Here is a 25,218-nt window from a genome sequence, read left to right on the forward strand (position 1 = left end):
CATGGCAAATTCCTTGTTTTTGGTGGGTTGAATTGTTATCCAGCGGCTTTTGCGGCCGTCACCAAGTAATGCGGGAATTTGCCGTGATTTGGCTCACGCGGCCGGAAATAATTTCGTGGCCCGCGCTCAGGGCCGGTATTGCGGCTCGGGGCGTCCGGCCACGTCGACCCGCAGCGACAGCACGCAGCCGGTCAGCGGGTATCGCGCCTTCTCGGCGTCGGAGCGGTTGTGGCTCGCGCTCGTGATGTACAGCGTGCGCAGGTCGGCGCCGCCGAAGGCGAGCATGGTCGGGCAGCGCAGCGGCAGCGCCACTTCGAGCAGCAACCGGCCGCCGGGGGAAAAGCGCAGCAGGCGCCCGCCTTCGAACATCGCGCACCAGTAGGCGCCTTCGCTGTCGACCGCCGCGCCGTCCGGGCGCCCGCCGTAATCGCCGGCCGCCTTGTCGGTCGAAAACTGCTGGAAGCGCTCGGGCGCGCCCACGGTGCCGGTGCCGAGGTCGAACGCATGGCGGTCGATGCGGTGGGTGGCGGTGTCGGCGTGGTACATCACGGTCTGGTCCGGGCTGAAACCGAGGCCGTTCGAATTGGTCATCCCGCCGCTCCACGCCAGCCTGAGCTGCCCGCGCTCGAGGCAGAACATTTGCGCGGCCTGCTTGTCGCGCGGCTCGTAGATGGTGCCGATCCAGAAGCGGCCGGCGGCGTCGGTGCGGCCGTCGTTGAAGCGCGCGGTCGCGGTGTCGTACGGGGCCGGCGCGATCTCGGTGACGCTGCCGGTGACGCTGCCGTCGCCGGTGTCGAGGTGGACCAGCCCGGCGCGCGTGGCGACGACCAGGCCGCCGCCGGCGTGCATGGCCAGCGCCGACGGTTCGCTCGCCATGCGCCAGGCGCGGTGCGCGCCGCTGGCCGGGTGCAGCCGGTGCACGCTCAAGCCGTCGATGTCGACCCAGTACAGGCAGGCCTCGGCCGGATGCCAGAGCGGGCACTCGCCGACCGCCATCGGGGCGGCGTGGACGACCTGGATGTCGTCGCTCATACGGCCGCCTTGGCCATGGCGATCAGGCCGTTGGTCGAGCTGTCGTGCTGCTCGGGCGTGGCCGCGCCGGTCAGCTCGGCCTCGATTTTTTTGGCCAGCACCTTGCCCAGTTCGACGCCCCACTGGTCGAAGCTGTTGACGTCCCAGATCACGCCCTGCACGAACGTCTTGTGCTCGTAGAGCGCGATCAGCGCGCCCAGCGTGGACGGGGTCAGGTATTCCATGAGGATGGTGTTGCTGGGGCGGTTGCCGGGGAAGGTCTTGTGGGGCGCGAGGCGCTCGACCTCGGCCAGCGACAGGCCCTGCGCCTGCAGGTCGGCGCGCACCTCGTCGGTGGTCTTGCCGCGCATGAAAGCCTCGGACTGGGCGAAGCAGTTCGCCAGCAGCGCCGCGTGGTGTTTGGCCAGCTCGTGGGCCGGGCGCAGGCTGGCGATGAAGTCGATCGGGGTCAGGTCGGTGCCCTGGTGCAGCAGCTGGAAGTAGGCGTGCTGGCCGTTGGTGCCGCAGTCGCCCCAGACCACGGGGCAGGTCGGGCCGTCGACCGGCAGGCCGCCCTTGGTCACGCGCTTGCCGTTGCTTTCCATGTCGAGCTGCTGGAGGTAGGCCGGGAAGCGGTTCAGGTCCTGGTGGTAGGGCGCGATCGAGAGCGACGCGCAGCCCAGGAACTGGCGGTTCCAGAAACCCACCAGGGCCAGCAGCACCGGCATGTTGGCCTCGAGCGGCGCCTCTTTGAAGTGCAGGTCCATCGCGTGCGCGCCGGCCAGGAAATCGGCGAAGTGGGCGTAGCCGACGCACAGCGCGATCGGCAGGCCGATCGCCGACCAGACCGAATAGCGCCCGCCGACCCAGTCCCAGAACGGGAACATATTGGCCGGATCGATGCCAAACTGCGTGATGGCATCGACGTTGGTCGACACCGCCACAAAGTGGCGCGCCAAGTGCGCGGGGGGCACGTGCGCCAAAAACCAGGCGCGCGCGGTGGCCGCGTTGAGCATGGTCTCGCCCGTGGTGAAGGTCTTGGAGGCGATGATGAACAAGGTCGTCTCGGGGTTGACCACCGACAGCGCGGCGTCCATGTCGTGGCCGTCGACGTTGGAGACGAAGTGCATCGCGATGCGCGGGTGCGAGTACTGGCGCAGCGCCAGGCAGACCATTTTGGGGCCGAGGTCGGAGCCGCCGATGCCGATGTTGACGATGTCGGTGATCGGCTTGCCGCTGTGGCCGAGCCAGGCGCCGCTGCGCACCGCGTCGCTGAAGGCGCGCACGCGCTCGAGCACCGCGTGGACGTCGGCCGCGACGTCCTGGCCGTCGACCTCGAGCGCGCATTCACGCGGCGCGCGCAGTGCCGTGTGCAGCACGGCGCGCCCCTCGGTGAGGTTGATCTTGTCGCCGGCGAACATGGCCTCGCGCTGCGCCTCGACGCCGCGCTCGCGCGCCAGGTCGGCCAGCAGTTCGAGCGTGCGCGCGTCGAGCCGGTTCTTGGAGTAGTCGAGGAACAAACCGGCCGCCTCGAGCGACATGGTCGAAAAGCGTTGCGGGTCGGCCCCGAACAGGCCGCGCATCTGCCAGTCTTCGGCGTCAATGGCGTGCGTTTCGAGGGCTTGGAAGGCGGCGGTGGCGGTGAGGGCAGGCTGGCGCATGATGGGTCGGCTTGGCGTAATGGGGCGGTTGAAAGGGGTCGCTGCTTTTGTCCCGGGCAAGGCCGGGGCGGGGCGCGCGGGCGCCTCCAGCGACAGATTATCGAATGATACAGGAAAGTCGCGTAAATTCACTACAAAAGAAGCGGGCCCACCAATGGGGGCGCATGGTGTTTGCGGCCCCTCCGCGGCCCCGGATTCGGGCGCGAACTTGCGTTCCGGGTGAAAAAAGGGCAAGCTCGGTCATCGAATTGAACGCATCGCGCGGATTTTGTAGTAAAATTTCACGAAGCAAATTCAAAAGGAACGATCATGGCGCTGCACCCCGTACTCGAAAGCGTGACCAACCGGATCATCAAGCGCAGCCGCCCCTCGCGCGGCGCCTACCTCGCGCACCTCGATGCGGCGCGCCTGCAGGGCGTGCAGCGCAGCGCGCTCTCGTGCACCAACCTGGCGCACGGCTTCGCCGCGTTCCCGCCCAACGACAAGCTCAAGCTGCGCGAGCAGAAAAAACCGTCGGTCGCGATCGTCTCGTCCTACAACGACATGCTGTCGGCGCACCAGCCGTTCGAGACCTTCCCGCAGATCATCAAGGAGGCCGTGCGCACGGTCGGCGCGGTGGCCCAGTTCGCCGGCGGCGTGCCCGCCATGTGCGACGGCGTCACCCAGGGCCAGCCGGGCATGGAGCTGTCGCTGTTCTCGCGCGACGCGATCGCCATGGGCACCGCGATCGCGCTGTCGCACAATATGTTCGACTCGGCCCTGTACCTGGGCGTGTGCGACAAGATCGTGCCGGGCCTGCTGATCGGCGCGCTCCACTTCGGTCACCTGCCGGCCGTGTTCGTGCCGGCCGGCCCGATGACGAGCGGCATGTCCAACAAGGAGAAGGCGCGCATCCGCCAGCTCTACGCGCAGGGCAAGGCCACCCGCGAGGAGCTGCTCGAGTGCGAGTCCGCCTCGTACCACGGGGCCGGCACCTGCACCTTCTACGGCACCGCCAACAGCAACCAGATGCTCATGGAGATCATGGGCCTGCACCTGCCCGGCGCCGCCTTCATCACCCCGGGCACGCCGCTGCGCGCGGCGCTCACCGCCGCCGCCGCGCGCCGCGCGGTCGAGATCTCGCAGCAGGGCGGCGGCTACATGCCGGTCGGCCAGCTGGTCGACGAGAAATGCATCGTCAACGCCGTGGTCGGCCTGCTCGCCACGGGCGGCTCGACCAACCACACGCTGCACCTGGTGGCGATCGCCAAGGCGGCCGGCATCGTGATCGACTGGGACGACTTCAACGAGCTCTCGGCCGTGGTGCCGATGCTGACCCGGATCTATCCGAACGGCGACGCCGACGTCAACCACTTCAACGCCGCCGGCGGCCCCGGCTTCGTGATCCGCGAACTGCTCGACGCCGGCCTGCTGCACGACGACGTCAACACCATCCTCGGGCGCGGCCTGCGCGCCCATTGCGCCGAGCCGTTCCTTGACGGCGACAACGTGGTCTGGAAGCCGGTGCCGGCCGCCAGCGCCGACGAGTCCGTGCTGCGCCCGGCCAGCGCGCCGTTCGCGCGCGACGGCGGCATGATCCTCGTCGACGGCAACCTCGGGCGCGCCGTGATGAAGATCTCGGCCGTCAAGGAGGAGCACCGGGTGGTCGAGGCGCCGGCGCTGACCTTCAATTCGCAGGAGGACTTCATGCACGCCTACCAGGCCGGCAAGCTCGACCGCGACTTCGTCGCCGTGCTGCGCTTCCAGGGCCCGCGCGCCAACGGCATGCCCGAGCTGCACGCGCTCACGCCGGCGCTGGCCAACCTGCAGGACGCCGGGCGCCACGTGGCGTTGGTGACCGACGGGCGCATGTCCGGCGCCTCGGGCAAGGTGCCGGCCGCGATCCACGTCTCGCCCGAGATCCTCGCGGGCGGCCCGCTCGGGCTGGTGCGCGACGGCGACATCATCCGCCTCGACGCCACCGCCGGCACGCTCGAGGCGCTGGTGCCGGCCGCGGTCTGGGCCGCGCGCACGCTGGCCACGGCCGACCTGTCGCCCTCGCACGTGGGCATGGGGCGCGAATTGTTCGCCATGTTCCGCAACACCATCAGCGAGGCCGAGCAAGGCGCCACCACCTTCGCGCTGCCGTCGCCGATCCCGACCACCGTGCCGTTGCACGAGGGCGCCGACAGCGGCGACATCGTGCCCGGCTCCGACGAAGACACCCTCATCAGGAATCCAAAATGACCATGTCCCTGCTCGACATCATGCGCTCGGCGAGCGTGATCCCCGTAATCGCCATCGACGATCCGGCGCACGCCGTGCCACTGGCGCGCGCGCTCGTGGCCGGCGGCATCTGCGTGCTCGAGGTGACGCTGCGCACCCCGCACGGGCTCGGCGCGATCCGCGCCATGGCCGAGGTGCCGGGCGCGATCCTCGGCGTCGGCACGCTCACGCAGCCCGACGAATTCGCCGCCGCGCGCGACGCCGGCGCCGTGTTCGGGGTCTCGCCCGGCCTCACGCCGGCGCTCATCGAAGCGTCGCGCAAGAGCGGGCTGGCGCTGCTGCCGGGCGTGATGACGCCGTCCGAGGTCATGGCCGCGCGCGAGGCGGGCTTCCGCCAGCTCAAATTGTTCCCGGCGGTGCCGGCCGGCGGCGTGGGCATGCTCAACGCGATCGGCGGCCCGCTGCCCGACGTCACCTTCTGCCCGACCGGCGGGATCTCGATCGACACTGCGCCGAAATTTTTGGCGTGCAAAAACGTCGCCTGCGTGGGCGGCTCGTGGCTCACCCCGAAGGACGCGATCAACGCGGGCGACTGGGCCCACATCACGGAGCTGGCAAAGGCGGCCTCGGCGCTGCGGGTGCGCTGAAAGGCCGCGCCCGTCTTTGTGGCGGGCGCGCCGTCAGAGGCTGAGAGTTTTTCGGGCGTGCTGAGAGTCTTTCGATCATGCCCGCTCAGCACGCCAGAAAGCGCCAGTTCGTCGTTGCAAATGCTCGCCATAGCCCGCTATGGCTGTGCCTTGCGCCTCGATCTGCCGCTTTCTGGCGGGCTGCTCGGACACGCCCGAAAAACTCTCAGCCTCTGAGCGGGCATGATCGAAAGACTCTCAACCTCTCAGTCCGGCGCCAGCGCGGCCTGTTGTTTGGCTTTGCTCAGCGAGGCCAGGGCGCGCTGGTGGGACGCCCGCACCAACTCGGCCAGGTAGTCGGCCGGAAATTGTCTGACGTCGACCACGGTCACCCAGTGGAAGCGGCCCATGTAGCGCGCCGGCTTCACGCCCGGCACGCCGGTGAGCTCGACAAACCGCTCGGGCGTGACGCGGAAGCTGAAACGCCAGATCTCCGGCGCGCTCGTTTTGAAGTAGGCGAAGGTCTTGCCACCGACCGCGTACACGAGGATATTGCTGGGCGCGCCATGCAGGGTTTGCGTGGCGCCCGCGCAGCTTAGGCAGAGTTCTTTGAGTTGTTTGGTATTCATTGGGGGCGCGGGTGAACGGGCCCCAGTTTCGCAGAACGGTTCCAGGGCGTCGAGCTTTCTGATTGATAGCGCCGAAATAACACTCGGCAGGGCATTGTTGCATTGTAGAATATGCAATTAAATGTGAGTTTGGCGAGACTTCCTTGCAGGGCGGCACATCAAGACGCCATCGGCGACGGAAACACCTCGATTCATATCCCCGCACAGAAAGAACGAGCAGATGAGAAATCACGACGGAATATCCATCCCTGGCATTGCGCTGGCCCTGCTGTTGGCGCTTGGCCAGGCCGGCGCCGCCACGCCATCCGGGCTGGGCGATGCGGCCAAGGCGGGTGAAACGGCCGAGGCCGCGCTGGGGGCGAGGCAATACGACAAGGCATTGCCCCTTTTCGAACAGGCGCTTTCGGTCTACGAAGCTGCGCATGAAGAGCTTCTGGCTGCCAACATTCTCATCGGCATCGCCCAGGTGCGCGAAGGGAAGGGCGAGTACGATGCGGCGCTAAACACGATCGCCCGTGCGCTCGCCATTTACGAAAAGCGCGATGCGACCTCGACGAAGGAGTACGCGCAGGCGAATCAGACCCTTGCGAAGACCTATCTCAGCCGCGGAGATCTGGCGAACGGGCTGCCCGCCATGGAACGCAGCGTCGCCCTTTCCTCCAAGGCGTTTGGCGAGCGCGACATCGAAACCATCATCGCGCACAGTAATTTGGCGACCATATACCTGGAATCCGGGGATTTTTCCAACGCACGCGTGCATGCGGTAAAGGCGCTCAATCTGTGCGAACAGGTGCCCAATCCTTCTCAGCCATGTATCGGCGTCACGCTCTTGCAGGTCGGCGGCGTGTATTCGAAAAGTGGCGACAACACAAATTCGTTGCTCTACTATAAGCGCGCCCTCGCGGCCATGGAGAGCGAGCTCGGGCCCGATCACCCCTCGCTCGCCATTGGCATTGCGAACGTGGCCGCCGGGGAAGGGAGCGCGGGCAACTTTGCGACAGCGATACAACTGAGCAAGCGCGGTTTGGCCCTTCAGGAAAAGAACGGGAAATCAAGTCTGGCCGTCGCCAACACGCTCAACAATCTCGCATTCCTGTACACGAAGACAGGACAGCATGAAAATGCCATTTCGGCGATTGAGCGCGCCATCGCCATCCGTGAATCAATCCAAGGAAAATGGAGTCCCGGACTGGCCATCCCGCTCAATAACTATGCCAAGTCCCTCGACGCGCTCGGGCAGGCGGTTTCCGCGCAGGCGCAGGCGCGGCGCGGACTGGCGCTGGCATTGTCGCATGGCCTGATGAAAAATCAGAACGATTCGCTTCAGGAATTGGCGTCGCTGCAAACGTCGGCCGGCAACAAAGGTGCCGCGGTGTTTCTGCGCAAGCAAGCGATCAATGCCGTGCTCACGATCGCGCAGGCCACCAAACTGCGTGACCGCGATCTCGGCAAGACCTTCGTCGCGGAAAAGGGCGCTGGCTTTCGCAGCCTCATCGATGAGCTGATCGGGCTCGATCGCCTGCCCGAAGCGCAGGAAATCCTGGCCCTGCTAAAAGGTGATGAATACCTCCACTTCACCAACCAGCGCGGCGCAAGCACGACGTTCGTGTCATTCACCGGCCATGAAATGCCCTGGGTGCTGAAGTTCGGCGAGCATCAAAAACGTCTCGTGGCAATGGGCGCCGCGCTGAGCGCGTTGCAACGCAAATCGGCACAACAGGCCAGCGAGGAGGAAAGGCGGCGCCAGGACGCGGCGGAAGCGGCCCTGGCGGCGGAACATCTGGCTTTCATGGCCTTTCTCGACCAGGCCGCCGAGGCGTTCGCATCGGCGGGGACGGCGCGTCCGGCCACCACGCAGGCAAGCCTGCAGCGGCTCGACGAGAAGCGCGCGTTGCTCAAGCGGCATGGGGAGGGCAGCGTCGCATTGGAGTACGTCGTCGGTGGCGAACGGCTGCACATCGTCGTGACCGGCCACGGCAGGCAACTGGTGCGCCACACCGAAGTCTCGCCGGCGCAACTGCAGCGCAAGATCGCCGCGTTCCGGCAAGTGCTGCAAAATCCGCGGCGCGATCCGTCGCCGATGGCGCGCGAACTGTATCGGCTCCTGGTGGCCCCGGTTGCGCGCGAACTCGACACCATGAAGGCGCGCACCTTGCTGGTGTCGCTCGACGGCACCTTGCGCTACCTGCCGCTGGCAGCCTTGTACGATGGCAAGCGCTACCTCGCGCAACGCTACAATCTGGCGCTGCTCAGCGAAATGGCCGATCCGGCCGCCGGCGCAACCCCGGTCCGTCCGTTGCCGCAATTGGCCGCCTTCGGCCTGACCAAGGCGGTCGCGGGATTCAAGGCCTTGCCCGGGGTCGAACGCGAACTGGCTGGCATTGTTGGCAACGGCGGCCAAGCAGGCGTTGTCAGCGGGGAGGTCCACCTTGATCAAGCCTTCACCGCCGCCAGCCTGGCGGCATCGTTCGCCAAGGGCTACTCGTTGATCCACGTGGCCACCCATTTCGTCTACAAGGCCGGGCGCGATGACGCATCGTTCCTGCTTCTCGGCGATGGCAGCAAGCTCACGCTCAGGGAGCTGCAGGACAAGCGCTTCGATTTCGCAGGTACCGAGTTGCTCACGCTGTCCGCCTGCGACACGGCCGCGGCGGCCATCGACGCCAACGGACAGGAGGTCGAAGGTGTCGCGTCCATGCTGCAGCAACGCGGCGCCAAGACGGTACTTGCCACCCTGTGGGCGGTCGACGACGAAAGCACGGCCGCGTTCATGCCCTCCTTCTATCGCCATTTGCAGACCGATGTCAGCAAGCCGGAGGCCTTGCGCCTGGCGCAGCGCGACCTCATGCAACACGCGTCCATGGCCGGCGGCGCCATGCGCGGCGCGGCCCGGGTGGGCGTGGCCGCCACTTCCCGTCCATTCAGGGCGGGCAAGCGGGCGCGCTACGCACACCCGTACTACTGGGCGCCGTTCGTGATGATGAGCAGTTGGCGCTAAGCGCCTTGCGTGGTCAGGGATTGGCGCGCGCCAGCGTGGTCCAACCGTACCAGGCCATCGCTGCGCGCGGCCAACTGGCGGGCGCGCCCGCGCCGCGCGCGTGAGGCGCACCGAAGCCGGCGTTGGCCAAAAGCGCGTGCAGCCCCGCCGCGGCATCGCGGTCCGGGTCGCCATTACGTTCCGGCGCGTCCGCCGGCGCGCCGCGCTGGGCCAGGAAGCTGAAGTCGGCGACCAGGCTGAACGGGGCCGCCTCCACCGCGATCGCCAGGACGCGCTCGCGTCCCAGCGTGCCCGATGTGATGTCGATGGCCACCTCGACATGTCCACCGGGCTCGATCCGGTTGATTTCGCCGCTGTTGTACGGGAAGACCGGCGCAATTCCAAAGTTGCTGTCTAGAAATAACAAGGTCAGGTCCACCGAGCGCGTGCCGCCATTGTCAAACCTGAAGTAGGCGCGGTCGCCCGCCCGCAGGCGGGCCGGCTCCGCCTTCGCCACGCTGAAGCGCTGGGTGCTGCCGGCGGCACGCACCTGCATCGACAGCGTGCGCTTGTCGCCGGCGGCGCCGAGCGGCATTTGCGCCGCCAGTTTGAGCAGGTTTTGGATTTTGGCGATACGTTCCAAGCGCTCGTACAGGCGGGCAGCAAGGATTTTCCCATCGCGCCCGACCGGCACCGACAAACCGCCCTCACGACCCGGCCCTGCGCCGCGCGATCCCTGCGGGATCAGCCAGATCTTGGCGCCGCGCGCCGCGAGCGCGACATCGGCCCTCTGTCCGGCACCTCGAAAAATGATGGGCACACCGCCCGCCGGGGCGCTGCGCAAGCGTGCCAGCGCCGCGCGCAACGTGCCGGTGGGGCGCTCCGGCGCCGCCACCCGCAGCGACAGCGCGAGACCCGGATCGACCAGTCGCGCGGACGCGCCTGGTTTGATGTCCGGGGCGGCGTCGCCCCCGAGTGGAAGCAAAGTCGAACGCAGGATGTCCACTTGCGTCGCTTTCAGATACACGGGGGCCGAACCCGCGCCGCCGGCTGCCGCGGGCGCGACTGCGAATACGGCGCCCTCGCCAAATTGATTCAGTGTTCCTGCCGCGATGCTCAGTGTCCCCGCAACCTTGTCGTGTTCCACGGGCCATTGCTGCGGCGGCGGCAAAGCGGGACCGCCGAACACGGGACGATCGAGCATCTCGCCTTCAAATAGGGGGGTCGGGAAGTACCGGTTCTGGGCGGCGTAACGGGTCAAGATGCGCTCGCCGAGCTGGCGGTAGCTGGCTCCCGGCCAAGCGCTCAAGGCCTGCGCCAGCGCGTAGCTGAATACACCGTACGGCTTGCCATTTTCATCGGGGAATCGCTCCTCCAGCGTGGTCTGATCGCTTTGCGCGGCATAGAAAACGGCCAGGCCGCCACGTTCCGCGGTCTCGCGCCGCCGGCCCGCGGGCGCGGGGAACCCGGTTCGCGCGGACGCCAACCGGCGATGCTTTTTCAATAATTCCGACGGAATGCCAAGCGCGCCAGGCGCCAGTTCGCGCGTGCCCTCCTCGCCGCTGCGGCTCATCGTCCCCGCATGGCAAGTGTCGAACACCGCCCACACCGTCGCGCCGCGTGCGCGCATGCGCGCGATCGCCTGTTTGAACTCCTGGTCGACAATCGCATTGCGGACCACCCCGGCACTGCCATCCCAGGAACCGATATCGGCGGGAAGAAATATCTCGTCAAGACCGTCGGTTTCACCCGCCAACTCCCCGGGTGCGGCAGGTTGCTGCGATCCATGGCCGGAAAAATGCAGATAGATGAATTTGCCCGGCGCCGCGAGTCGGCCCAGGCGCTCCAGCGCCCCGAGAATGGCGAGCCGGGTCGGGGTTCGGGCGCCAGGCAGCGCGTGCGCCAGCACCGCGATGTCGCCGGCGCCGAAGCCGGCCCGTCCGAGCACGGCACGCATCATGTCGACATCATTGCGGGCGCCGGGCAATTGGCGCCGGCTGTTGAGCGTTGGATAGTGCGATACCCCCACCAGCAGCGCATGCCTGTCGCCCGCATGCGCGCCCGGGCCGGTCAGCGAAAGCAACGCGCAAACCAACACAAGCGAGCGCGCGCGCAGGTTCACCGTTCGGCCTGGAAGCTGAGCAAGAGGTGGCCGTTGTTGCCAACTTGAACCTGATATGGCCTCAGCAGGGCGTTCACTTGCGGCTCCAGGTGGGATGGCACGAAGGCTTCGACACGCGTGGCGTTGCCAAGCCCGGTCTTGGTGGCAACCACGCCCAGCTCGGTCAGCTGCGTCGTCAATGCCGCGGCGGCCCGCCCGGGATCATCGACCAGCACCTGCTGCGCGGGGGAAGCTCCACGGAGCTGCTCACCGTAGTCGCGGGCGGTCTCCGGCAAAAGTGGGCCTACCAACAGCAGCAGCCCGGTGCTGACCACCAGCATGGCGGCGAGGGCAAGCCATGGGCGCCTGGACGAGGATGCCGCCGCGGCTGGCCCGAGCAAGCCCTCCGCCGCCAGCCGTGCGCTAAGGCGCGCCAAGCCTGCCGGTTCGCCACCGGGCGGCGCCGTCCGCGCGTGCATGGACAGAATGGCCTCGCGCATCAGTTGCGCCTCCTGGACCGTCTCGGGGGCGGCCTGCGGCCGCGCGCGCCCGGCCAGCACTTCGAACCAGTCGTCATCGTCGTCGTCGTCGTTATGGTTCACGTTTCCTCCCCTGCCAGATAGATGTGGCAGTGGGCAAAATAGGAACGCATCTTGATGCGGCATTGCCGCAGGTATTCCCGGGTCGCGGCGTCGCTACGCTCGAGGAAATGCGCCACCTCTTTCGAACACAGTCCCTCCAAAACCGACAGGGTCATGATTTGCGCGCGTTCGGGATGCGATTGTTCGAACGCGATGAAGGCCTGGCGCACGCAATCGCGCAAGCCGAAGTTCTCCAGGGCGCCCAACTCGCGGTCGGAATAGGGATGGACCGCGTCCATTGAAATTGGATGGGCATGGTCGCCGTTACGCCGCGCGGCCCGATAGCGTAAATGGTCGACGTAGACATTGTGCGCGATCGAGAATAGCCAGGCACGGAACGACTGGTCCGGCGTGAATTGAGCGCAGCACACGACGACGTTAATAACCACTTCCTGGAACAATTCTTCCGCCGTTTCACGGTCAAGTCCCCCGGCCAGGAATGTTCTCCGCACGCTCGCGCCATAGCGCTGATACAACTTTGCGCATCCGCTGTCACGCTCGCGCCCGCCTCTCACGATCGCGCGCCAGACAAGAAAATCCGCCTCATTGTCACGCCGGCGCTTTAGAAAGTTCGAGAAATCAAATGGCATGGACATCAACGTAATGGGACTGGCGACACATCAATCCCTTCTGCCGGGAATTTACCAGCGTTCATCCCCGTTCACAAGGAATATCCCTAATTTCGAGAGCAAAAAAAAATCTCCGTTGCCCCTGACAAATCTGTCGCGGGGCCGTCTATTGCATCTGGAGGTTAATTGGCGGACGCTTGGCGCGCTGGCCGATCAAACATGCTCCTTGCCAAACGACGAAATGGCGCCATCACCATCCCGGAACGGTGGGTGATTTGGCAGCAGTCCGGACCTGCCTGGCCGGGACGGATTCCAATAAACGTGCTTTTAGGAAACAAAATGAAAAAAATGCTTCTGTTGTGCCTGATTTCCATGTCCGGTTTTGCTTCAGCCGCCGATTATCAGTGCAAGGTCTACTGCCAAAGCGGAACCACCACGGTGACCGTCAAGGCAGACAGTAAAGAGGACGCCGCGGCAAAGGTCGATCAGCAAGGCGACCAGATTTGCAAGAACGATAGCAAGGGCTCGGCATCCAAAGAGACCATGCGGCCGGAGCAATGCAGCCGCAATTAAATGACTGCCACCGGCAATACGGCGCGGCGCAGCGATTTGGAAGTGCTGTGCCGCGATTTCGCCGGCGATTTGCAGGTTGGATGCATACCGTGCGAACAATTTTTGAAAATCAGTCCAGCGTGCGAAGAATGGTGTAAGGGAGTGCCACAATTCAAATCCGTCCTTTTTTAGAATTTATCGTACTTAAATGGAGTTGTTAATGAATTATTCGCTTTGCAAAAAAAATTTTTATGCCATCCTCGTCGGGTTCACGCTGCTACTCTCGGGATGCGCCACTACTGGAGCCGGAGGAGTGGCAACGGATAGCTCGAAGCGCACGGCCGTAAAAGTCACTCAAACAGCGAAAGGGGCGCTGATCACCTCAGACGAACGGATTCTGTTTGACACGGGTAGGGCGGACGTGAAAGCGGACGGGAAAATTTTCGTTGCGCGTGTTGCGAAGATTCTCAAAGAGAGAACAAAGGCGGATATTGTAATTGAGGGGCATACGGATAATATTGGCGGAGAAAAAGCAAATCTGCAGCTTTCAGCGAGCCGGGCTGATGCGGTTCGGACGGAATTGATCCGCGCAGGCATAGACGGGAAAAGAATTGCTTTCAAAGGATTCGGCCCGTCGCAGCCTTCGGCGAGTAATAGCACCCCGGAGGGCAGGCAAGCTAACCGGCGTACCGAGATTTTGGTTGTTGGCGAGACGGTGGAAAAAATTGGCGGCGCCTCGCTTGGGGATCGCTTGTCGGATGGATTGGAAAATTTCCTGAAAGACCCGCTTGGCACTTTCAAGAAAGTGTTCGAGTAATGTCTTCGTTGTCACCGATGGAAGCTGGCGCCCTTCGCTTGGCTCGCTGGATGGCGAAAGTCTGGTGCCTATTTGCGCTGGGCGTGGTTGGGGCGGCTGCTTCCGCGCAAACCGCGATCCCGTATGGGAATCATACCGGCCAGAATAGTGGTATGGCCGTGGGCGGCCCTGTTGATCCATCAAATCAGTCCGATCCCAAAGCCGCTATTGAGGAAATCAAAAGGGAAAGCCCAGGCACCCGGGAATGGACGGTAGAGAAATCGTCCGAGGCATATGACGAGGATCATAGCAACCCCGCATTGCGGATGGAAAAAATGTGGGCCAATGAGAAAGGGACGGTGGTCCAGATAAGCGGTCTGGCGCGGAGCAGAAGCCTCTACAGTGCGGTGCTGGATATTCAATCCCTACGTTTGTTCAACCTAAACACAAAGAAATATTCCAAATACATCACGCACATGGGCGGGGCGACGTCGACGGGGCAAAACAAAAATCACCCCGAAGCCGCCACGAAGATGGTGCAACTTAAGCAGGGTGAATCGCTCCATGTTTTTTTTGAGCCAATTGATGACATGGATCCCCACAGCCTGCGTTATAGCAATTGGGCCGGGGGGGAGGATAGTTATTTCGATCGAATCGATCCGCGATTCACGGAACGATATGACCAGCTCTATGCAAAGGCAAGCGGCAAAGAGGCAAAAATCCCCGATGTGAAGGCTTTTCTTCTGCAATTCGCCCATAACGACCCCAGAAATATGGTGAAGCCGGTGTTTGTCAATCTAATACGGCGGCTTCATAGCCAGGATACATTCGATGGATATTATCAATCCTATCTCTTGATCAAAGACCCGGCGGATGCGGCGGCCGCGAAGGCAAAGGCCGAGACAGCGGAGCAGCAGGAGAAAATCGTCGCAGCAATGGCCGACGAACAGCGCCGGCAAGCCGCACGCGACGAAGAAATTCGCCAAGCCAAGGAGGCGCGGCTCGCCGAAAAGCGCAGGCGCGACGAAGCGAGATCCGCCGAGTTGCGCAAGCAAGAAGAGGCGCACCAGGCAGAAAGAAGGCAAGAGTTGGCGGTCGAGGATGAAAGACGGTGCATGCGCACCCCAGCCTGCCGGAGTGCATGGGAAGAGGAGCAGAATCGTTGCAGGGAAAAAATCGCAGAGTGCAGGGGTAATTGCGATGGGATTACGGGAAATGGCCGGCAACGCAGTTTCTTTGGTGGCTTGTTGGCAGCCGGTCTGGCGCGTGGTTGTTATGGTGCGTGCAAGTGTGGCGCAGGCATTGGCGAGCTGCTGGCCAGAATGAACAGCGTCGGCGGCGACAGGCGCGCGAGCAACGGGACCGATTCCGCCGCCAGTGCTGGCCGTCCATCGGCGGCAAAGGCGCTGAAAACCTTCGAATGTAAAATTTACTGCAAGAGCGCGAGCGGCCCCGTCACCTATTTCAAGGTGGACTCGGCTTCGCGCGGCGAGGCGGCCAAATACATGGATGAACACGCTGACGAAATATGCCGGAAAAACGGGCTTGCGCATGCCAGCGGCTTGAAATTCTCAGAATCTCAATGCCGTGAGCGCTAAGGCCGTCGCGGCTTGAGGGGCGATTGACAAATAGGAAACAAGACTATAAAATAGTTGCAGAAATCTTAACGTGCTGTTTGGCTTGAATATTCGGTTGAATATTTAATAAAAGGAAAATATAAGAATGATTTTGCAAACACCCGGCAGGTTGCCAAGACTGGCAAGCATGATATTGAATGGTTTATTTTCGGCGACGTTTTTTGTTGTTGTTGCCGGACTAGTAATTTTTGCTTTGGAGTTCGACGATATTTCAGCAATCGCATTGTTGATTGATCTTGGGGGTTATATCAACGATCTGGTGTCGGATGATTTCAACGTCATGGCGATTGTTGGTTTTGTTGGCATTCTAGTGTTGCTTTGGTCGGTGACCGATTACCGTCTTACCGGAGCAACGCAGGGAGCGCTCGGCCATAACGCGCTGAAACTGAAAGTGCTTTCAAAGTCGGGCTCTGCGGCGACTTTGCTGCAGTCGATCGTGCGCTTTATCCTGACAATCCCCTTGTTTTTGATGCTTGCTGTCGTGCTGTTGGATGGCGAAACCCCTAACGTTTTCCTTTATCTGGCCAGTCTCGGGTTTTTTCAATTATTATCGATCATGGGAAGTTTGATTTTGAATAAGCCGACTCTTGTCGACCTCGTCTCTGGAACCAGAACATTTTCCAGTTTGAAAGGCTAGCGCCGCAGTGGGGGCACTCCGCGGCGGTCGAGCGCGGCAGGAGCCGCTAGATCCCGCGTGGCGCGTCAATTCCCGCTGAGCTGTATCCATCGGAAGCGCGACTTTTGCAAGCCGGAGTGGATGGCAAGCCAAACATGCCTGGCATGCGAGCGCCGGTTGTCGCTTGTTCATTCCGGTGCGACAAGTTCAGTTGGATGGCCGCCGCAAGGGGTTCCCGCACAAGCGCTGCTCCCGATCGCCGGCCCTTTGCCCGAAGGGTGGTAGACTGCCCCTCCCATGAAGGCACAACAGCAAGGGCGCACCGCGCGCCACCTCACCCCCGGCGAAATCGGCATGGCGGCCGCGTTGTTCGGCGACGCCATCGACTACCGCAAAGTGCGCATCCACAACCGTTGCTACCTTCCGCTCGGCCTGCAGCCGCGCAACTGCGCGATGACGCCCAACGGCAGCATGTACTTCCACCACTCGTGCTTCCGCGACGATTTCTCGACCGGCGACGTGGCGGCCAAACACTGGTTCATGCACGAGATGGTAACCTAATGCTGGTTCGCACACCAAATAGTCGCCCGCTTACTTCTGGCGAAATAGCTATGGCATCCATCCTGTTTCGTGACGCTATCGACTACGGGCGTGTGCGCATCCATGCCCGCCGCTATATGCCCCTTCAGCCTACCAACTGTGCGATGACGCCGAACGGTAATCTGTACTTTCACGCGTCCTGCTTCCTTGATGATTACGCTCAGGCATCCGTCAGCAACCAGCATTGGTTCATTCATGAAATGGCACATGTTTGGCAATTCCAGCTAGGGTACGCGGTGCGTCTGCGGGGAGCGGTGCGTATCGGGTTGTCGTATGCCTACGATCTGGCACCGGGCAAGACGCTGGCTGACTACAACATGGAGGCTCAGGGCGATGTGCTGGCTGACTATTTCATGCTCAAACACTTGGGTACTTCGGTATCCATGCGTCAGCCGCGTTACGCCGGTAGCTTGCCACTGTATGAGCAGGTACTGGCGGGCTTTCTTGCCAATCCGGCTAGCGTGGCGAATCTGCCGAGAGACTGGGGCCGGTGCATGTTGTATCGCAAGCGGGGGTAAATTGGACGACTCTTGATAAATAGAAAGGTTGCCCAAGAAGCACTATTGTTTCCCGGCAGGTTCCCCCTAAAATGGCTCGATTAATGCCATTTATGCAAATTTTCTAAGGGGGTAATATGGGTAAGCTTATTATCGTACTAGGCGACACTACGGACCACGGCGGGACGGTGATTACAGCAGGGTCTACGACGGACACCATGGGGCTTCCGTGGGCGCGTATGGGTGATATGGTTTCCTGCCCAAAGTGCAAAGGCGTATTTCCAATCGCACAAGGCGACATGAATTTCATCTCCGATGGTGCCGCTGTCGCCTACGACGGCTGCAAGGTCGCGTGCGGGGCCACACTCATCGGCGGCAAGCAAGGCATCACAACTACAGTGCCACATGGCGGGGCCGCTCCCGGTGCCGGGGGTGGGCTGGAAGATCGGTTTGGCGTCATCAGCAGCACCATGGTAGCGGCTTACGAGGACGAACCTGTAGACTCCGATGGGCAGCGGTTCAAGGGGCGCTTTCAGGTGCTTGACCGTAATAGTGGTCAGCCTGTTGCACCTACTAACGTGCGTGTACGATCAACGGAAGGCCAGTACATCACAGGGCAGACAGACAGCGAGGGATACACTCAGTGGGTCGAGCGTGATGCCTCTGAAGCGCTCGCATTTGACCTTGTGGAACCTGACGCGTGAGCGGCCCATACCCTAAAGGGGGAATGTCGCTCAAGGGCACTACAACTCCAGTTTTCATCAACTTCGCCGAGGTAAGCGGAAAAGACAAAGACGTGCTGTGCATGGCTATTTGCGAGTGCAAGGCTGTGCCAGAACTTGGTAAGAATGGTCAAAGCCTGCGGCAAGTTTGTGTATCAAAAATGATGAGCAAACGCGACACCTTGGCGATTTATCAGAGCGAGCACAAGACTGAAGTCAACTACGATATGACCAAGGACCCGCCAGTGCCGATCATGGATTTCGAGACCAAAACGATGGTCCACCGTTGGGCGCCCGGCTGGATTAAAAAAAACTGGAATGCGGACCCTACGCATCCGCTATGGTTACCGGGCGAAGGCTATGTACGCCGCCCCGATGTTGTGATCGTCAACGACCCTACGAAGCCGCCAACACAGGACAATATCAAGCAGGTTGTAGAGATTAAGTTCGACGACGACGATTGGGGCATCCTTCAAGCAGAGAGCTATGAAATAATATCTGGCAGGGGGAAACTAGCCTTGCTGACGCCGAAAATGTGTAGCTGCGACGATCCAGACCGCAAGAAGCGTACAGCGGACTTGAAGAACGAAGAACTGGTAGACGAGTTGGAGGGAATGCTTGACATTGTCGCCAATAAAGGCAGGCGTGGTGGAAGGCGTCCTAGGCTACCTAAGAAACTCCCGAATCTAAAGGACTAACAGCATGGATGAACTTTCAAAAATCGACAGGGTTAAGCTCTTGAAAGAGAATCAGTCCAAGATGGCAATTCCGGGTGGTCAATTCATGGAACGTGCGAAGAAAGGCTACGTGGGGGCGGTGCCTGCCTTGACAGGTACGTTGTTCTTCAAAGACGCCCATACGCCTGCTGTACGGGCTGCAATTTGTGCGTGCTTCAAAGAGTACGAAGCCATAGCAGGGCAATATCTTACTTGGCTCTGGCGGGAAAAACCTAAAGACGGCAAGGGTTGCCTGTCATACCGTGACGCGAAATCTATGTCTGATCTGATGAAGCAGCTAACGGAGGATAGCGCCGTAAGTTTCGGGTACACCAGCGGAAAGCAGAAAGTCGACGCGGGTCCATGGGAATTTCAAGCTGTTGGCAGGGGGGGCTGGCAGGCGAAGATGGGTACTTGGGGGCTGTCTGTCGTACGCTTTTCCATGCCTCATTTGTACGCGGAAGAACACCCTCTCGCGTTTCAGGCGATGCTCGTCAAGTTTGCCGGCCTTTTGAAAGCCGTGCATGGGTATGGCGGTAATGGACTGGTGCTGTCGTTGGTGCGTGCCTACGACAACGAACCGACTGAAGCGATCACCTCAGAAAAATACTATGACTACGACATTGGCGGTCCTATCAAGGCAATGAAGGGTGCCGGGACTGGAATCAAAACAGTGTCATGGCTGACTGCGATAAATAACGAATTATTGGAGAGGGTCGGCGGTATGTCGGCGGTGCGGTCGGAGTTGCCGATGGACTGGTTTGCCCTGTACCCGTACAGCGATGGCATAGTCATTCAGGCTGGGCCATACGCGGCACCTGCGTCAGTAGATGATGATCCACAGCCAGCATGCTACGTGCTGCTAAATATGCTACTGAAGGACGTAAGGTGCAAGGAGTTGTTTGACTTGCACGGCGCGTCTGCGTTCGGTGAGCCCCGAATTCGTGACGCTGCTGCCGACAAGTGGTTTGAGCGTTTCGACGTGCCGCCAGAGGAACTACTCAGTTTCAAGACCAAGCTGTTGGACGAACCGAAGCTGACCAAGGAGACGACTTTACCAGGGCGACTCTAAAAAGTCGAAAATTGGATGTGCTTACGCCGGGCGAGCGTTCTATGGGTCCCCGCATTCGCAAGGACGACGTGCGGTTCGATGCTTAGGGTGCGTTTTTTTTCACGCTGGTGAGGTAACTGCGGCTATTTCGAACCGCAAAGCGCGGCGGCACAATGCAAAAAGCCCACGAACCTAAATTCGTGGGCTTTCTGGGTATTCGTGGTAGGCCGTGCGGGATTCGAACCTGCGACCAACGGATTAAAAGTCCGCTGCTCTACCAGCTGAGCTAACGACCCGAAGAGGCAGAATTATAGCCGATGGTTTTCATTTCCGCTAGGGAAGTGCGCATATTATTTTCAGGCGCGCAGCGCGGTCGTCACCTTGAGCACCTCTTCGGCCGTGGTCACGCCCTCGATGATCTTGAGCGCGCCGGCGATGCGCAGCGGCTTCATGCCCTCGGCCACGCTTTGCTGGCGCAGCGCCGACAGCTCGGTCTCTTCCCGGATCAGCTTGGTGAACTCCTCCGACACGGTCAGCAACTCGTACAGCCCCGTGCGGCCCCTGAAACCGGTCTGGCGGCACTCCGGGCAACCCACCGGACGGTAGATGGTGGTGGGCTTGGGAATCTTCCACGCGCCACCGATGCTGTGCCACACGTCGTCGAGGATCTCGCCGTCGGGCGACTTGCAATGCACGCACAGCGTGCGCACCAGGCGCTGCGCCAGGATGCCGATCAACGTCGCCTCGAGCAGGTAGTAGGGCACGCCGAGCTCGAGCAGGCGCATCACGGCCGAGGGCGCGTCGTTGGTGTGCAGCGTCGACAGCACCAGGTGGCCCGTCAGCGCGGCCTGGATCGCCATCTCGGCCGTGACCAGGTCGCGGATCTCGCCGACCATGATGATGTCCGGATCTTGCCGCATGAGCGCCTTGACGCCGTCGGCGAACGTCAGGTCGATCGCCGCCGTCACCTGCATCTGGTTGAACGACGCCTCGACCATCTCGATCGGGTCTTCCACCGTGCACACATTGACCTCCGAGGTCGCCAGCGCCTTGAGCGTGGTGTACAGGGTCGTGGTCTTGCCCGAGCCGGTCGGGCCCGTCACGAGGATGATGCCGTGCGGACGCGTGGTCAGGTAGTCCCAGCGGCGCGCGTCGTCGAGCGGGAAGCCGAGCTCGGGCAGCGTCTTGACCACCACCTCGGGGTCGAAAATACGCATCACGAGCTTTTCGCCGAACGCGGTCGGCAGCGTCGACAGGCGCAGCTCGACCTCCTGGCCGGTGGTGGTGCGGGTCTTGATGCGGCCGTCCTGCGGGCGCCGTTTTTCGATCACGTCCATGCGGCCGAGCAGTTTGATGCGGGCGGTCATGGCGAGCATGACGACCGAGGGCACCTGGTAGACCTGGTGCAAGACGCCGTCGATGCGGAAGCGGATCGCGGCCACATCTCGCTTGGGTTCGAGGTGGATGTCGGAGGCGCGCTGCTCGAACGCGTATTGCCACAGCCAGTCGACGATGTTGACGACGTGCTGGTCGTTGGCGTCGAGTTTGTTCGACTTGCCCAGTTCGACCAGTTGCTCGAAGTTGTTGCGCAGGGCGACGTCCTGGCCCTTGGTTTTCTTAGCGCTGTGGATCGATTTGGCCAGGCTGAAGAACTGGCTGATGTACTGGGCGATGTCGAGCGGGTTGGCGAACACCAGTTTGATGTCGCGCCGCGCGATCTTGGCGATCTCGGTCTCCCAGTCCCTGTTGAAAGGGTCGGCGGTGGCGATGACGATGGTGGTGCCGGTCAGCTCGAGGGGCAAGATGTTGAAGCGCGCGGCGTATTCGGCCGACATCACCTCGGCCACCCGTGTGAAGTCGATTTTGAGCGGGTCGATGCGGGTGAACGACAGCTCCAGCTTGCCGGAGACCCATTCGCTAAGCAGGTCGAGCGTGAGCAGGCGGCAGGGCGGTTGCTTCGACACCAGCTTGCATTGCGCCACGGCGGCCAGCGGATGCATCCTGGCGCCGGGCGTGTTGCGCATCACGCCCTGGGCCTGCGCGAACAGGGCCTTGACTTCGTCCTTGTCGACCATGCCATCGGCAAGCAGCCACGTGAAGATCGCTTGCAGGTCGAGCGCGTACACGCGCGCCGGCTTGGGAGCCGGGGAGGGCGCTGCAGGTGTTGCTGCTGGATGTGCGCTCAAGGCATGGCTCCCGTGGGTGGTTGGTGTCGCAAGTTTATTGTTCGGCCGCCAGGATGCCCTTGACCCAGGTCTTGGCCGGCAGCTTGGTCGCGGCCACGATTTCGGCCGCGCGGGCGCCGAGCGCGGCGGCGTCGAGGTTGCGGCGACGCTTGAAGCACAGCGCCACAACATTACCATCATGCACTTCTGGCAGGCAAATTACATGGTCGAAGCCAAATTTCATGGCCTTGATGTTCTTCGCGAAGCTGGGGTGGTCGCCGAACAGGTTGACCGTCATGATGCCGTCCGGCGTGAGGCAGGCGCTGCAGTCGCGGTAGAACTCGGGCGTGTCGAGCACCGGGCCGCGCGCGGTGGCGTCGTACAGGTCGCACTGGAGCACGTCGAAGCGGCCCAGGTTGTCTGGGTCCATGACAAAGTCGAGCGCGTCCATCTCGCGCACCGAGAGGCGCTCGTCTTCGGGTGGCAGCTTGAACATCGAGGCGCAGATGGCGATCACGGACGGGTTCAGTTCGACCGCCGTCACGCTCGCCTCGGGGAAGTTGCGGTAGCAGAACTTGGTCAGCGTGGCAGTGCCCAGGCCGAGCTGGGCGATGGCACGCGGCGCGGGCAGGTACAGCATCCAAGCCATCATCTGCTGGGCGTACTCGAGCTCGGGCCAGTCGGGCTTGCGCAGGCGCATCGCACCTTGCACCCACTCGGTGCCGAAGTGGAGGTAGCGCACGCCGTCCTGTTCCGACAGCGTCACGGGCGCGAATTTGGGTTTGCGCGCCGGGCGGCGCGATGATTCTACTTGTTCGATGGATTTTCGTTTAATGAGCATAGGGCGACCTGGTTCGATCGGCCTATTATCGTTTGGGGGCTTGCGCTATTGCAAGCGGAGAAAGGGGAATCGGTCCGTGACGGGGGCGACGGTTGTTTGGGTGGGCACTAATGCGCGTCGGAATTGGTAAAGAGTTCAAGCTCGTTGAGCGGTAATCGCGAACTAAACGCTCAACGCGCAAGCTAAACGCGCAACGCGCAATGCTCAACGCGCAACGCGCAACGCGCAACGCTCAATGCGCAACGCGCAACGCGCAATAAAACCAACGTCGTCCCCGCGCATGCGGGGATCCATGCTGAGCGTACTTATATGGGTCGTTCGAAATTTTAGGCCGGTGACTTGCGCGGGCAAAACGGATCGACGCCGCGTTTGTGCAAATTCAGTATGGGTCCCCGCTTTCGCGAGGATGACGTTGGGGGCGGGGCGTATGTAAGTTGCGCATCGCGATTTCTGATGCGCCACGGGTCGGGAGATGCGATGCGCCACTGGTCGGGAGATGTGCCACTGGTATGGCGATGCGCACTGGTAGGGAGGCAAGCGTGGACGCTTGCGCTCCCACTCCCAGTTTAGTACTGCCGCGGATCTGGCTCCATCGACACGAGCAGGCGCACGCGCTTGCCCGGGTCGCGCGGCATCGTGGTCGTGTAGGTCTGGCCGCGGTAGTCGTATGTCACGTCGTAGCCGACCGTGCGCGATTCGTACGAGTCGACCATGCGGCACTGGCGCACGGCTTGCTCCTGGTACTGCGGCTGGTAGCCGCCTGGTGCCGCCCGCCCGCGGTTGTCGATGTTGTCGCCCACCATGGCGCCGGCGATCGCGCCAGCCGCCGTCGCCGCCGCGCGGCCGCTGCCGCCGCCAACCTGGTTGCCCAATATCGCCCCCGTGAGCCCGCCGATGATGGCGCCGCCCGCGCTGCGTTGCGGCTGCTGTTGCTGCACCGGCGCCTGCACGTATTCGGTGCGGCACTCCTCGCGCGGCTGGCTGTAGCGCTCCGTGCGCGGCTCGACCCGCAGCACGCGGCCGTAATCGGCGAACTCGGCCGCCTGCGCGGCCGGCAACAGCCCGATGCCGATGGCGGTAATGATCAGTTTGGCTTGGATGTTCATGGCTACCTCGAGGTGGTTGTTCAATTGGTCGGCGCCAGCGCGGCGATTAGTTATATATTAGACCGCCCCCCGCAATCCCCGATAAATGGCAAGGCAACAATTTGTAACAGCCGCCGCGCGAATGCCTTGCGCTGGACGGGATTAACCACCGTTTCTAGAGGCAAACTTCTGTTTTAGAGCAAAACTTGCGCTTGATACCATATTCGGGTTGATTCAGTTACCACAAAACGTTACCCTTACTGTATTCAGGGTTATATTGGCGCGTGGCAATGAAATGCTGGCACTCCATCATGACCGGTCGACTTGAGGGAAAAATGAGTTTGTTGATAACCGTGCCGCCCAACCTGGTCCAATCCATCCGTGCTTTCCGTGTCGTGGAACTGCAGGAAGAGGCCGCCCGTCTCGGGCAGCATTTCCTGTACGCCCATTGCGCCGACACCTTGACCAAGCAGCAGGTGTGCGCCCGCATTGGCGAAAAGTTTTATTTCCCCAAGCCTTCGAGCAAGAATTTCGACGCCCTGCGGGAGTCGCTCACCGACACCATCAACAAGGCCGGCCCCCAGCCCGGCTTCCTCGTCGTGCTCGAGCAATTGCCCAACACCCAGAAGTTCGACAAGGAGGCGCGCGAGACCCTGCTCGACGTGTTCCGCGACGCCGCCGACTACTGGGCCGAGAAGAAGGTCCCGTTCCGCGTTTTCTACTCCTTCGAATAGGCGCGCAAATCGGCGCGCACATCGGCGCACATATCGGCGTAAAGGCGCCCGCGGCGGCGCCGGGCCGGTCCGTCCGGCGGGTGCTGCGCTGCAACATATTTGCCGCGCTTTCTTGGTCCGGCCTGCTGCTCGGGTTACAATGCGCGCTTATGAAAAACATTGTTATCCTTCTTTCCGGGCGTGGCAGCAACATGGAAGCGATCGTGCGCGCGGCCCAGGCCGGGCAATGGCCGGTCCGTTTCAGCGCCGTCATCAGCAACAAGGCCGATGCCAAGGGCCTCGTTTTCGCGCAGGAACACGGCATTCCGACCGCCGTCGTGCCCAACCGCGACTACGCCAGCCGCGAGGCGTTCGACGCCGCCCTGCGCGAGGTGATCGATGGTTTTTCGCCAGATTTGGTCGTGCTGGCCGGCTTCATGCGGATCCTCACGGCGCCGTTCGTCGAGCATTATGCCGGGCGCATCTTGAACATCCATCCCTCGCTGCTGCCCGATTTTCCGGGCCTCGACACGCACCGGCGCGCGCTCGACGCCGGCGTGGCCGAGCACGGCGCGACGGTGCATTTCGTCACCGCCGAGCTGGACCACGGTCCGGCGGTCGCGCAGGCCAGGGTCCCCGTGCTGCCGGGCGACACCGAGGAAAGCTTGCGGGTGCGCGTGCTGGCGCAGGAGCACATCCTGTACCCGCACGCGATCCGCCTGTTCCTCGACGGACGGCTTAGTCACCGAGAAAAAATAACTTGAACATTTCCCATCTTGCATACGAGCGCCATGCTTCGTCGAAAAT

At 62.4% G+C, this 25,218-nt stretch carries 23 protein-coding genes and 1 tRNA gene; 14 read left to right on the top strand and 10 right to left on the bottom strand.

Annotated elements, in window-relative coordinates; translation table 11 throughout:
• Positions 1-126: 126 nt before the first annotated feature.
• On the bottom strand, positions 127-1,032 hold the full coding sequence (locus C7C56_RS25785; RefSeq protein WP_106760204.1) for an SMP-30/gluconolactonase/LRE family protein: 906 nt from the start codon (positions 1,030-1,032) through the stop codon (positions 127-129).
• A complete protein-coding gene (gene pgi, locus C7C56_RS25790; RefSeq protein WP_106760205.1) occupies positions 1,029-2,672 on the bottom strand; it encodes a glucose-6-phosphate isomerase in 1,644 nt (547 codons plus the stop codon). Before pgi ends, C7C56_RS25785 begins: the two co-directional genes overlap by 4 nt.
• A 309-nt stretch (positions 2,673-2,981) precedes the next feature.
• On the opposite strand from pgi, the gene edd reads away from it, so the two are divergent.
• Together edd and eda are read left to right on the top strand one after the other, a co-directional pair.
• Positions 2,982-4,898, top strand: a complete 1,917-nt coding sequence (gene edd / locus C7C56_RS25795; RefSeq protein ID WP_106760206.1) for a phosphogluconate dehydratase — start codon at positions 2,982-2,984, stop codon at positions 4,896-4,898.
• Positions 4,895-5,524, top strand: coding sequence for a bifunctional 4-hydroxy-2-oxoglutarate aldolase/2-dehydro-3-deoxy-phosphogluconate aldolase (gene eda / locus C7C56_RS25800; RefSeq protein WP_106760207.1), 630 nt, complete (start codon positions 4,895-4,897; stop codon positions 5,522-5,524). Before edd ends, eda begins: the two co-directional genes overlap by 4 nt.
• A gap of 245 nt (positions 5,525-5,769) precedes the next feature.
• Here the strand turns inward: eda and C7C56_RS25805 are convergent, their stop codons facing one another.
• The gene (locus tag C7C56_RS25805) at positions 5,770-6,132 is read right to left on the bottom strand and encodes an MmcQ/YjbR family DNA-binding protein (protein WP_106760208.1); all 363 of its coding nucleotides are present in this window, start codon (positions 6,130-6,132) and stop codon (positions 5,770-5,772) included.
• Positions 6,133-6,352: 220 nt separating this feature from the next.
• On the opposite strand from C7C56_RS25805, the gene C7C56_RS25810 reads away from it, so the two are divergent.
• Complete coding sequence (locus C7C56_RS25810; protein WP_106760209.1) at positions 6,353-9,130, top strand: CHAT domain-containing protein; 2,778 nt, start codon at positions 6,353-6,355, stop codon at positions 9,128-9,130.
• A 13-nt stretch (positions 9,131-9,143) separates the two neighbouring features.
• On the opposite strand, the gene C7C56_RS25815 is transcribed toward C7C56_RS25810, so the two are convergent.
• From C7C56_RS25815 to C7C56_RS25820, 3 genes are read right to left on the bottom strand one after another with little or no spacing between them, the layout of a single operon-like run.
• Positions 9,144-11,231, bottom strand: coding sequence for a caspase family protein (locus C7C56_RS25815; protein WP_181373355.1), 2,088 nt, complete (start codon positions 11,229-11,231; stop codon positions 9,144-9,146).
• The gene (locus C7C56_RS29155; RefSeq protein ID WP_181373356.1) at positions 11,228-11,812 is read right to left on the bottom strand and encodes a hypothetical protein; all 585 of its coding nucleotides are present in this window, start codon (positions 11,810-11,812) and stop codon (positions 11,228-11,230) included. The genes C7C56_RS25815 and C7C56_RS29155 overlap by 4 nt, the downstream gene beginning before the upstream one ends.
• On the bottom strand, positions 11,809-12,441 hold the full coding sequence (locus C7C56_RS25820) for an RNA polymerase sigma factor (RefSeq protein WP_181373357.1): 633 nt from the start codon (positions 12,439-12,441) through the stop codon (positions 11,809-11,811). The genes C7C56_RS29155 and C7C56_RS25820 overlap by 4 nt, the downstream gene beginning before the upstream one ends.
• Positions 12,442-12,639: 198 nt before the next feature.
• Between C7C56_RS25820 and C7C56_RS25825 the strand changes: the two genes are divergently transcribed.
• From C7C56_RS25825 to C7C56_RS25865, 9 genes are all read left to right on the top strand, one after another.
• Positions 12,640-12,993: a hypothetical protein gene (locus C7C56_RS25825; RefSeq protein WP_146204643.1), complete on the top strand. Its 354-nt coding sequence runs from the start codon at positions 12,640-12,642 to the stop codon at positions 12,991-12,993.
• A 199-nt stretch (positions 12,994-13,192) separates the two neighbouring features.
• Positions 13,193-13,789: an OmpA family protein gene (locus C7C56_RS25830; protein WP_181373358.1), complete on the top strand. Its 597-nt coding sequence runs from the start codon at positions 13,193-13,195 to the stop codon at positions 13,787-13,789.
• A gap of 50 nt (positions 13,790-13,839) precedes the next feature.
• Positions 13,840-15,366 (top strand): hypothetical protein, encoded by a 1,527-nt coding sequence (locus tag C7C56_RS25835; RefSeq protein WP_146204644.1) that lies wholly within the window; start codon positions 13,840-13,842, stop codon positions 15,364-15,366.
• Between the two features lie 124 nt (positions 15,367-15,490).
• Entirely contained in the window at positions 15,491-16,042 is a 552-nt protein-coding gene (locus tag C7C56_RS25840; RefSeq protein ID WP_106760215.1) for an RDD family protein, read from the top strand.
• Positions 16,043-16,318: 276 nt separating this feature from the next.
• Complete coding sequence (locus C7C56_RS25845) at positions 16,319-16,582, top strand: hypothetical protein (protein ID WP_181373359.1); 264 nt, start codon at positions 16,319-16,321, stop codon at positions 16,580-16,582.
• Between the two features lie 50 nt (positions 16,583-16,632).
• Positions 16,633-17,139 carry a Rhs element Vgr protein gene (locus C7C56_RS25850; RefSeq protein WP_106760216.1) on the top strand — a complete coding sequence of 169 codons (507 nt, stop codon included), beginning with the start codon at positions 16,633-16,635 and terminating at the stop codon, positions 17,137-17,139.
• A gap of 116 nt (positions 17,140-17,255) precedes the next feature.
• The gene (locus tag C7C56_RS25855; protein ID WP_106760217.1) at positions 17,256-17,822 is read left to right on the top strand and encodes a PAAR domain-containing protein; all 567 of its coding nucleotides are present in this window, start codon (positions 17,256-17,258) and stop codon (positions 17,820-17,822) included.
• The gene (locus C7C56_RS25860; protein ID WP_146204645.1) at positions 17,819-18,538 is read left to right on the top strand and encodes a VRR-NUC domain-containing protein; all 720 of its coding nucleotides are present in this window, start codon (positions 17,819-17,821) and stop codon (positions 18,536-18,538) included. The genes C7C56_RS25855 and C7C56_RS25860 overlap by 4 nt, the downstream gene beginning before the upstream one ends.
• Before the next feature lie 4 nt (positions 18,539-18,542).
• Complete coding sequence (locus C7C56_RS25865; RefSeq protein WP_106760219.1) at positions 18,543-19,628, top strand: type VI immunity family protein; 1,086 nt, start codon at positions 18,543-18,545, stop codon at positions 19,626-19,628.
• Between the two features lie 199 nt (positions 19,629-19,827).
• On the opposite strand, the gene C7C56_RS25870 is transcribed toward C7C56_RS25865, so the two are convergent.
• The 4 genes from C7C56_RS25870 to C7C56_RS25885 form a co-directional block, all read right to left on the bottom strand.
• Positions 19,828-19,903 (bottom strand) — tRNA-Lys (locus tag C7C56_RS25870).
• Positions 19,904-19,963: 60 nt separating this feature from the next.
• Positions 19,964-21,793 carry a type IV pilus assembly ATPase TfpB gene (gene tfpB, locus C7C56_RS25875; RefSeq protein ID WP_106760220.1) on the bottom strand — a complete coding sequence of 610 codons (1,830 nt, stop codon included), beginning with the start codon at positions 21,791-21,793 and terminating at the stop codon, positions 19,964-19,966.
• Positions 21,794-21,827: 34 nt separating this feature from the next.
• A complete protein-coding gene (locus tag C7C56_RS25880; protein WP_106760221.1) occupies positions 21,828-22,613 on the bottom strand; it encodes a spermine/spermidine synthase domain-containing protein in 786 nt (261 codons plus the stop codon).
• A 566-nt stretch (positions 22,614-23,179) separates the two neighbouring features.
• Complete coding sequence (locus tag C7C56_RS25885; protein WP_106760222.1) at positions 23,180-23,719, bottom strand: glycine zipper 2TM domain-containing protein; 540 nt, start codon at positions 23,717-23,719, stop codon at positions 23,180-23,182.
• Between the two features lie 314 nt (positions 23,720-24,033).
• Between C7C56_RS25885 and C7C56_RS25890 the strand changes: the two genes are divergently transcribed.
• The gene (locus C7C56_RS25890; protein WP_106760223.1) at positions 24,034-24,432 is read left to right on the top strand and encodes a barstar family protein; all 399 of its coding nucleotides are present in this window, start codon (positions 24,034-24,036) and stop codon (positions 24,430-24,432) included.
• A gap of 149 nt (positions 24,433-24,581) precedes the next feature.
• A complete protein-coding gene (gene purN / locus C7C56_RS25895; protein WP_106760224.1) occupies positions 24,582-25,175 on the top strand; it encodes a phosphoribosylglycinamide formyltransferase in 594 nt (197 codons plus the stop codon).
• Positions 25,176-25,218: the final 43 nt, after the last annotated feature.

Origin of the sequence: Massilia glaciei (assembly GCF_003011895.2) — a bacterium.
Lineage (GTDB): Bacteria > Pseudomonadota > Gammaproteobacteria > Burkholderiales > Burkholderiaceae_D > Telluria_A > Telluria_A glaciei.